The 9,343-nt window shown below is 62.6% G+C and carries 8 protein-coding genes, 1 tRNA gene and 1 pseudogene; 1 reads left to right on the forward strand and 9 read right to left on the reverse strand.

Going from position 1 to position 9,343, the window contains the following annotated elements; translation table 11 throughout:
• Window positions 1-262 precede the first annotated feature (262 nt).
• The 8 genes from FJ979_RS32175 to FJ979_RS32210 form a co-directional block, all read right to left on the reverse strand.
• Window positions 263-748 (reverse strand): heme-binding protein, encoded by a 486-nt coding sequence (locus FJ979_RS32175; protein ID WP_140584697.1) that lies wholly within the window; start codon window positions 746-748, stop codon window positions 263-265.
• Window positions 749-1,028: 280 nt separating this feature from the next.
• Window positions 1,029-1,850 (reverse strand): MBL fold metallo-hydrolase, encoded by an 822-nt coding sequence (locus FJ979_RS32180; protein WP_140584699.1) that lies wholly within the window; start codon window positions 1,848-1,850, stop codon window positions 1,029-1,031.
• Between the two features lie 3 nt (window positions 1,851-1,853).
• Window positions 1,854-2,648 (reverse strand): TatD family hydrolase, encoded by a 795-nt coding sequence (locus tag FJ979_RS32185; RefSeq protein ID WP_140584700.1) that lies wholly within the window; start codon window positions 2,646-2,648, stop codon window positions 1,854-1,856.
• A complete protein-coding gene (gene metG, locus FJ979_RS32190) occupies window positions 2,648-4,201 on the reverse strand; it encodes a methionine--tRNA ligase (protein WP_140584702.1) in 1,554 nt (517 codons plus the stop codon). The genes FJ979_RS32185 and metG overlap by 1 nt, the downstream gene beginning before the upstream one ends.
• 83 nt (window positions 4,202-4,284) lie before the next feature.
• Window positions 4,285-5,340 carry a DNA polymerase III subunit delta' gene (locus FJ979_RS32195; RefSeq protein ID WP_140584704.1) on the reverse strand — a complete coding sequence of 352 codons (1,056 nt, stop codon included), beginning with the start codon at window positions 5,338-5,340 and terminating at the stop codon, window positions 4,285-4,287.
• Window positions 5,337-6,011 carry a dTMP kinase gene (tmk, locus tag FJ979_RS32200; RefSeq protein ID WP_140584706.1) on the reverse strand — a complete coding sequence of 225 codons (675 nt, stop codon included), beginning with the start codon at window positions 6,009-6,011 and terminating at the stop codon, window positions 5,337-5,339. The genes FJ979_RS32195 and tmk overlap by 4 nt, the downstream gene beginning before the upstream one ends.
• 184 nt (window positions 6,012-6,195) lie before the next feature.
• Window positions 6,196-7,362, reverse strand: coding sequence for a D-alanyl-D-alanine carboxypeptidase family protein (locus FJ979_RS32205; RefSeq protein ID WP_140561193.1), 1,167 nt, complete (start codon window positions 7,360-7,362; stop codon window positions 6,196-6,198).
• Between the two features lie 83 nt (window positions 7,363-7,445).
• Window positions 7,446-8,663, reverse strand: a complete 1,218-nt coding sequence (locus FJ979_RS32210) for a septal ring lytic transglycosylase RlpA family protein (protein ID WP_140584708.1) — start codon at window positions 8,661-8,663, stop codon at window positions 7,446-7,448.
• 328 nt (window positions 8,664-8,991) lie between these two features.
• On the opposite strand from FJ979_RS32210, the gene FJ979_RS32215 reads away from it, so the two are divergent.
• Window positions 8,992-9,081, forward strand: a tRNA-Ser gene (locus FJ979_RS32215).
• A 37-nt stretch (window positions 9,082-9,118) separates the two neighbouring features.
• Here FJ979_RS32215 and FJ979_RS32865 read toward each other — a convergent pair.
• Window positions 9,119-9,343, reverse strand: a pseudogene (locus FJ979_RS32865) (hypothetical protein); the annotation flags it as partial.

Consider the following 9,343-nt stretch of genomic DNA (forward strand, 5'->3'; position numbering starts at 1 on the left):
CCGTCTCCCTCGCTCATCGGCGAGCAGGGCGACATTCCTACTTTGCGGAATCAAGACATTTCTATTTTGCGGCAATATCCATAAGTCGCATAAGATAGATTATGGAACTAAGCTTCCAGATCCGGTCTCAGAATCGGCCGTCGGTTGCCGGCGAATGCGATCTTGCACGTCGGCCGGTTCGGGTGTGGAGACAGGTTCACTGAACTCCGTTCAACGGAGCAGCCCGCCTTTGGCGGGCTGCGTTGGCACATCCTAGGCAAGTTTACTCGGCGGCGCCGATCGCCTTGAGCCCGGCGGCGGCGCATTTGGCGTCGATATCGCCCGAAGGAGCACCGCCGACGCCAATGCCGGCCACAAGGGCATCGCCGAACTTGACCGGCAAGCCGCCAGCCTGGATCACCATGCGAGGATCCATGTCACGCATGCCGTCATTTGCCGGCTTGGAGGCTATGAATTCGGCGAGCCCCGCAGTGTCGCGACCCAAGGCTGCCGCGGTGAAGGCCTTGCCTTCGGCGCTGGATGCGGTGTGTGCGCCGGAATTATCGGCCTTGAGCAGCACTTGCGTCGCGCCGCTCCGCGCCACGATGGCGACGCTGACATTGCTGCCTTCGGCAGCGCAGGCCTCCAGCGCGGCTTGTGCTGCCTTGGTTGCCCGCTCAAGCGGCAAGTAAGGGACGGTTGGCAATTCCTGCGCTGTGGCAGCGATAGGAGTAAGAAGCGTCACTGTAAGTACGAGTTCGCGAATCATCGGGCCTCTCCTTTCCAACTAACGGGCAAAGGTTAGCGCCTCTTGCTCTCAATGTATATTTTAGGAAGCCATCACATAGACTGCCTGTCAGGCCTGCAATGCAGATCGACGAGCATCCACCGGCCTGACAATGCAATCCTCTTTTGGCATTTTGCAATCTTGAAGCGACAGCGAACTGGCGACGGCCGTGTGGCGATCCCAGGTGCAAGATCTCGACATCGGACCTGTATCGGCGGCTCGCTGCCAGGCGATCAGTGCCATCAGCTATGAAGAGAATATTCTATCCGTCTGATCTATAAGGAATTTCAAGCGCCATGCCATCAAATGCCGGCTCGACATTTGCCGGAGTCTCAGCCATCACGGTAGCGTAGTCCAGCGGCCCATGCATATGGGTCAGCACAGCCTGTTTCGGGGCCAGCCGCTCGATCCACTCAAGCGCCTCGCCAAGCGACAGATGGCTCGGGTGCGTCCTGTACTGCAGCGCGTCGATGATCAGGACATCGAGATTACGCAGCCGTTCGGCAGTGGCAGCCGGAAAATCGCTGATGTCGGGGCAATAGGCTAGTCCGCCGATACGGAAGCCGAGCGATATGATGTCGCCATGGACCTGCGGCAGCGGCTCGAGGGTGAGGGCACCGCCCTCGCCTTCGATCACGACGGGCTTTGCGTGATCGATGATATGGGCGTCGACGATTGGCGGATAGGAACTGCCTGGCGGCGTCTCGAAACAGTAGCCGAAGGCCTGGCGCAGCCGCAGCATCGTTGGCTGATCGGCATGGATATCGATCCGCTGCCGCTGGTCGAGCACGAAGCCGCGCAGGTCGTCGATGCCGTGGATGTGGTCGGCATGTGGATGGGTGTAGATGATGGCGTCGATGCGCTTGACCGAGGCCATCAGCATCTGCTGGCGGAAATCCGGTCCTGTGTCGATGACGACGGTGGTGCGGGCGCCGCTCTCGGCAATCCGCTCCACAAGGGCTGCCGTGCGCATGCGCCGATTTTTCGGATTTTGCGGATCGCAATTGCCCCAGTCGCCGGTGATGCGCGGCGTGCCCGGTGACGAGCCGCAGCCGAGAATGGTGAGGCGCAGCCGGTCTGTCATCGTTCAGGCGCTTTGCTCGGCGGGGCGCGGCATCTTGCCGAACAGCCGGAAGAAATTATCGGTCGTCAAAGCTGCGATTTCACCTTCGCTGACGCCGATCGTCTCGGCCAGAACCCTGGCCGTGTGCGCGACATAGGCGGGTTCATTACGCTTGCCGCGAAATGGGATCGGCGCGAGATATGGCGCATCGGTCTCCACCAGCAGCCGGTCGTGCGGCAGGTCGGCGGCTATGGCGCGTATTTCGGGCGAATTCTTGAAGGTCAGGATGCCGGAAAACGAAACATAGCCGCCCAGCGAGACGCCAACCTCGGCCAGCCTGCGTCCCGACGAAAAACAGTGCAGGATAAACGGGAAGGCGCCCTTCCCCGTTTCCTCCTCCAGAATATGAGCCATGTCGTCGTCGGCATCGCGCGAATGGATGACCAGCGGCAGGCGCGTCTCGCGGGCGGCGGCGATGTGGTTGCGCAAACCCTGCGCCTGCGCATCGCGGGGCGCTTTGTCATAGAAATAGTCGAGCCCGGCTTCGCCGATCGCCACCACCTTGGGATGGGCGGACAGGCGCACGAGATCCGCCGTCGTCACGTCAAGCTCTTCGGCCGCATTGTGCGGATGGGTTCCGACGGAGCAGTATACTTCGTCGAAAGCGTCTGCGATTTCAAGTATTTGCTGAAATCGCTTCACGCGCGTCGAAATCGTTACCATGCGGCCGATCCCGGCGGCCAGGGCGCGAGCGACGATGGACGCCCGCTCCTCTGAGAAGTCCGGAAAATCCAGATGGCAGTGGCTGTCGACGAGCATCAGCCGTTCGCTTCCGGCTGATCGACATAACGCGGAAATACGCCTTCTGGCACAGGCAACGCTCTGCCCGGCACAAGCGCATGGTCGGCGTGGAGATGCACGAAATCGCGCTCGTCTGCCGGCACCGCCAGCAGGTCAAGCAGCTTCGCGGCCGATCCTGGAGTGAAGGGCTGGCACAGAATCGCCACGCGCCGGACCACTTCGGCCGTAGTCCACAATACCGTTTGCATGCGCTCGGGGTTGGTCTTCTTCAGCGCCCAGGGTTCCTGTCCGGCGAAATACCGGTCGGCTTCGGCCACCACGCCGAAGATCGATGCCAGCGCCAGATGGATGCCTTGCTCGGCCATTGCCTTGCGCGCGGCGGCAAGAGCGGCCGCCGCCTGATCGAGGATTGCCTTGTCCGCATCCGTCAGTTCGCCGCGCGTCGGCACCACGCCGCCGCAGTTCTTGGCGATCATCGACAGCGAGCGCTGCGCCAGATTGCCGATGCCGTTGGCGAGGTCGGCATTGGTGCGGTTGACGATCGCCTCGTGGCTGTAGCTGCCGTCCTGGCCGAACGGCACCTCGCGCAGGAAGAAATAGCGCACCTGGTCGAGCCCGTAGTGCTCTACCATGGTGAAGGGGTCGATGACGTTGCCGACCGATTTCGACATCTTCTCGCCGCGGTTGAACAGGAAGCCGTGGCCAAAGACGCGCTTCGGCAGCGGAATGCCTGCCGACATCAGGAAGGCCGGCCAGTAGACGGCGTGGAAACGCACGATGTCCTTGCCGATGATGTGCGCATCGGCCGGCCAGAATTTCCAATTATCTGCTTTTTCATCGGGATAGCCGACGCCGGTAATGTAGTTTGTCAGCGCGTCGACCCAGACATACATCACGTGCTTCTCGTCGCCGGGCACCGGCACGCCCCAGTCGAACGTCGTGCGCGAGATCGACAGGTCTTTCAGTCCCGATCTGACGAAGCTCATCACTTCGTTGCGCCGCTCGGCCGGGCCGATGAAATCCGGCTGGCCCTCATAGAGCGCCAGCAGTTTGTCCTGATAGGCCGAGAGCCGGAAGAAATAGCTTTCCTCCTCGACCCATTCGACCGGCGTTCCTTGCGGGCCATAGCGGATATTGTCGGGACGAACCTCGGTTTCCTCCTCGCCGTAATAGGCTTCGTCGCGCACCGAGTACCAGCCGGCATAGCCGCCCTTGTAGATGTCGCCATTGGCGGCCATCGCCTTCCAGATCGCCTGAGAGGCCGCGTAGTGCCGCTCTTCGGTGGTGCGGATGAAATCGTCGTTGGAGGCGTTGAGAGCGGTCGCCATGCGTTTGAACTCGGCCGAATTGCGGTCGGCCAGTTCGCGCGCCGAAATGTCTTCCTTCTTCGCTGTCTGCAGCATCTTGATGCCGTGTTCGTCGGTGCCGGTGAGAAAGAAGACCTGCTTGCCGTCGAGCCGCTGAAAGCGGGCCAGCGCATCGGTGGCGATCAATTCGTAGGCATGGCCGATATGCGGCTTGCCATTGGGGTAAGAGATCGCGGTCGTGATGTAGAATGTATCGCGTGACATGAATGAACCGTCATGAATGTCTGAATGGAAGGCGTGGCGGTGGATATCGCATCGGGGTGGCGATTGCCATCCCGAGGGAACCATCACATTCGCATTGCAGACTTCAGGCGGTCGATCATGGTCAAGGCGTGCTGCTTCTTGTCGAGATTGTAGGTATCAGTCTCAGATATAGCGTCCAGCGCCTCATGCCAAGTGTCCGACAGCGTTTTGGCTCGTGCGAGATCGCCGGCCAGCGCCGCCCGGCTCGCCGCATCGGACAACAGATCGAGCGCGCGGCGGTTGAAGATATCGAACTGGATCGCCTGGTCGCGCCCGGCCACGACCTCGGCAAGACGATAGGCGCCGGCGATGTCGCTCTTGCCGGCGCTCACCAGGGCATCCAGCGTCTCGGCGATCTCCAGTCCGCCATACTGCGTCAGAAGGATCGCATTGCGGGCGCTGCCGCCTGCCCGCGTGGCCAGCGCTGCCCGCGCGGCCGGATCGCCCGGCGGCGGCGGCTCGGCGGTTTCCAGCACCGCCATCAGTTCGTCGATATCGAGCGGCGACAGCCGCACCAATTGGCAGCGCGAGCGGATCGTCGGCAGCAGGCTGCCCGGCGCATGGACGATGAGGATGAACAGCGTTCGCGCCGGCGGCTCCTCAAGATTCTTCAGCAAGGCATTGGCTGCATTGGTGTTCATGTCGTCGGCCGGGTCGACGATCACCACCCGGTAGCTGCCGTCATGCGAAGTCAGCGACAGGAAGCGATTGACCTTGCGGATCTCGTCGACGGTGACGACCGTCTTGAAGCTCTTGGTCTTGTCGTTCAGCGGCCGCGTCAGGTGCAGCACGCCGGGATGCGCGCCGGTGGCGATCTGGCGAAACAGCGAGGACGCCGGATCGGGAACGGCGAGCGTCTCCGGCGCCTGCTCGAAGGCCGGATGCTTCAGGAGATGATGCGCCAGATGGAACGCGAGCGTCGCCTTGCCGATGCCGAGCGGTCCGGTGAAGATCAGCGCGTGCGGCAGCTTTCCAGCGCGATAGGCGGCGGCGAGCATGGCGGCGGCCTGCCCGTGCCCGACCAGGCGTGGCGTTTCGGACGGTTCGGGGACGCCGTCCAGCGTGTCATGCTGTTCCGGCGCGATGCGTTCGAAGATCATGCGGGTGCGGTCTGTCTGTTGCGCATGGGCGCCCTCGCCTCCAGCGCCGCGAACACCGTGGCGGTGACGACATTTTCTACCGCATCGGGAGCGGCGGATGCGTCGATCACAACGCAGCGCTCCGGCTCGGCCGCGGCGATCGCCAGGAACGCTTCGCGGCGCGCCTGGTGGATGGCAAGCGTTTCCTTTTCGAAGCGGTCGGGGCCGGCGCCGGCGCCGCGACGCACTGTTGCGCGTCTCAGGCCTTCCGTGGGATCGATGTCGAAGATCAGCGTCATGTCGGGCATCATGCCATTGATGGCGACCTGCTCCAGCGTCTCCATGAACACCGGGTCGAGGCCGCCGGTGACGCCCTGGTAGACGCGCGAGGAATCCAGGAAGCGGTCGCATAGGACAATGGAGCTGCGCTCGACCGCCGGGCGGATGACCTGCTCGACATGGTCGGAGCGCGCCGCGGCGAAAAGCAGCGCTTCCATCTTCGGCCCAAACGGCTCGGCGGCGCCCGAAAGCAGCACATGCCGGACCGCTTCCGCGCCCGGCGAGCCGCCGGGCTCGCGGGTGACGAGGACGTCGTATTTCTTGGCGCGCATCTTTCCCGCCAGCCGCTCGATCTGCGTCGACTTGCCTGCTCCTTCGCCGCCTTCGAAGGTGATGAAAAATCCGCGTGCCAATCGAAAGGCCTTTATCCCTTATTTGAATGGATTCTAGCGCTCTAGATAGTCCGCGTTCGGGGAAACGTCCATGCCGCCGGCGTTATCGCATGTCGCTCAAAAGTGAGCTCGGCTTTGAGAGAACGACATGCATAAACAAAGACGCTAAAGCGCATCGCGTGAATCCGGTTCAGCGCGACGCGCTTTAGCGGAGCCAGCCGACGGCCAGTTCCTTGACGGCGTCGAGGGCGCGTTGCGGCAGCGTGCCGATGCCGATCGATTCGGCGGCGAACAGCGGCGTCTCCTGGCTCAGCGTATCGCCGATCCAGACCCGCAGCACGCCTACCGGCTGTCCCTCCTCCACGGGTGCGGCAACCGGTCCGTCATAGACGATGCTCGCCGTCAGCTTGTCGCGGTTGGCTACCGGCAGGAAGATGGCGATCGGCCCTTTCGCCTTCAGCGTCACACCGGCTTTAATGCCGCCGAAAACCTGAGCTTGGCCCACCACCTCGTCCTTGGCGAAGATTTGCGTCTTCTCGAAGGAACGGGCACCCCATTCGAGCAGCTTGCGCGCCTCCTCGGCGCGTTCCTTGTCGCTGGCGAGCCCGCTCATCGCCGCGATCACCCGCGCGCCATTGTGGCCGACCGAGCCGACTATGCCAAAGCCGGACACCTCACTGCTGCCGACCGCCAGGCCGTCGGCGCCGATGTCCATCGCCAGCAGCGGGTTGCGATTCCTCTGCGAAATCTTGTTCCAGGTAAAATCCTTCAGGCCGTAGTAGCGATAAAGGTCCGGATACTCGCGCCACAGATGCAAAGCCAGCATTGCCAGCTCGCGCACGCTCGTCTGCTGGCCCTCCGCCGGCAGCCCGGTCGAATTGACGAAAGTCGATTTGGCCAGGCCGATCTGGCGGGCGCGTTCGGTCATCTGCGCGGCGAAATTGTCCTCGGACCCGGCCAAGCCTTCGGCCAGCACGATACAGCCGTCATTGGCCGCCTGCACCGTCACGCCCTGGATCAGGTCCTCGACCCGGACCGCCGATTTGAGCTTGGCAAACATCGTCGACGTTCCCGAAGGGGCGCCGCCCTTGCGCCAGGCGTTTTCACTCACCACGAACGTGTCGTCGAGGGTCAGGCGCCCGGACTTGATGGCGTTGAACACCACTTCCATCGTCATCAGCTTGGCCATCGAGGCCGGCTGTATCGGCTTGTCGGCGTCCTTGGAAAACAACACCGTCCCTGTGTCGGCGTCTATCATGAAGGCCTGGGCTGCCTTGGTCTCGAAAAGCTGCGCGCTGGCGGGCGCGATGCAAAACAGCAGCAGGGCCAATCCCAGAAATCCGGCCAAAGGCGGAAAGACGCGCAACTGCATGAAATCTCGACCCGTTTGCCGGTTCTGGCGCAGCCAAGCTATCAGGGTTTTTTCCGCAGGATCAACCGTGCGGGAAAAATAGATCAGTTGCGCACGGCCAGAGCGTCCGGCGCACCATGCGACCAGGCCGCCTGCAGCAGATCGTCGACGCCGCCATGGCCGTCCGGATAGAGGTTCACCGCATACCAGTCCTTGCCATCGAATTCGGAACGCTGGATCTCGATCCTGCCGAAGGGCTCGAGCGCGGCGGCCACGCGTTTTGCCTCGGTGGCGTCATCGAAGGTGCCGGCCGCGACATAGGCCGGCGACGGCGCCTGGGGATTGGCGCTCTTCCATGAGCGCAGGATGTCGGCGGGCGACATGCCGTCGTCGTCAAGTGCGGCAAAGACATCGGCGCTCCGCACGCGCTCGTCGGCATAGGAGAGCGAGGCCACCGAAAACGGCGATTGCGGCGGCAGGCCGATATCCGGACGCTCTGGCACGATCGGACCGAAGTCGGGCAGCGCCAGGTCACCCAAGGCCGGCGATTGTGCCGGCACCTGCCCTTGCGGAATCATATCGGAATTCGTCAGCTGACCCGGAAACGGCACGGCGGCAGCGCCCACCGGCAGGCTGGGCGACGGTCCGTTCATGGCCACCATGACGCCGGTCGGCAGGCCGTCCGACGGATCCGGTATCCTGTTGCCTGGATGGTAGGAGGCCATCAGATACTGGTCGTCATTGCCGTCGAGCGGCGCGCGGCCAACATATTCCACCTTCACCTCGGCCGTGCCGACATTGGCATAGTCGAGCATCTGGGCGGCGCGTTCCGAGACATCGATGATGCGGCCCTGGTGGTAGGGACCGCGATCATTGACGCGCACGATGACCGAACTGCCGGTCTTGAGATTGGTGACGCGGGCGTAGCTCGGCAGGGGCATGGTCGGGTGCGCCGCCGTCAGATGGCTCATGTCGTAGACTTCGCCGTTGGCGGTCAGCCGTCCGTGAAAGGCATCGCCGTACCACGACGCCAGGCCGACCTTGGCATAGTGTTTGTCTTCCTTCGGATAGTACCACTTGCCGCGAACCTGGTAGGGCCTGCCAAGCTGGTCGCGGCCGCCGCCACGCCGCATGAAGGCGACGCGAGGGCTGGCCTTCACGCCATATTCGGTTTCGGCGAAATATTCCTTGGAACGGGTCTTCTTGTGGACCATCCCTTTTGGTTCAGGCTGCGACGCGCAGGCGGCAAGCAGCACTGCCGACATGGTGAATAGCGCGAAAGCGCAAGCACGGCGTAGACGCGGGCGCGCCGTAGTTTGCATTTCCTGATGTCCCCTACAGTCTCGACCAAAAACGCCGCGGCTTGAACGTCGCAGGAGCCAAAGCTTACCTGACCAAGACCAACGACGCCTCGAACCCCTGTCCTTTGTGCGCAGGAATTGTTTATCACGCTATTAATCGATTGTGGCCGCAACCAGGCAAGATTGTGACGCCACCCTGCCCGGCGTCGGCTGCCGGGAAACGTGCGGTCCGCGCATGCCGGTTGACAGGTCTTTGCCGGGCACACTAGAGCATCAGCGAGATGGCTCTCTTCATTCGCCGCCAGGCTCGAATATCGGATCGAGTGACGTTGGGCGAAGAGATGTCGCTGGAGGGATGGCCGAGCGGTTTAAGGCACCGGTCTTGAAAACCGGCGTGGGCGCAAGCTCACCGTGGGTTCGAATCCCACTCCCTCCGCCAAACACCGCCGGTCCGTTCCGGACACATAGGTTACGGTTTATACCGGAGACATGGGTAACACTTTTGGCCCGAAGGGGTTTTGGAGTGGTTCGAGCCTGCATGTCTCATCATCGAAATATCCCAGATCATAGTGTATGAAGCTGACGAGCCAAATGCCGTCGTCGACTTCGCTGATGCCGAGCCTTTGGCCGGCGAGCACGGTGGAGATGTTGATTTTCTTCCTGTGCATGCAGATGCGGCCGCAGGCGGTGACGAGGATGTC

It is taken from the genome of Mesorhizobium sp. B1-1-6, assembly GCF_006443035.1.
Lineage (GTDB): Bacteria > Pseudomonadota > Alphaproteobacteria > Rhizobiales > Rhizobiaceae > Mesorhizobium.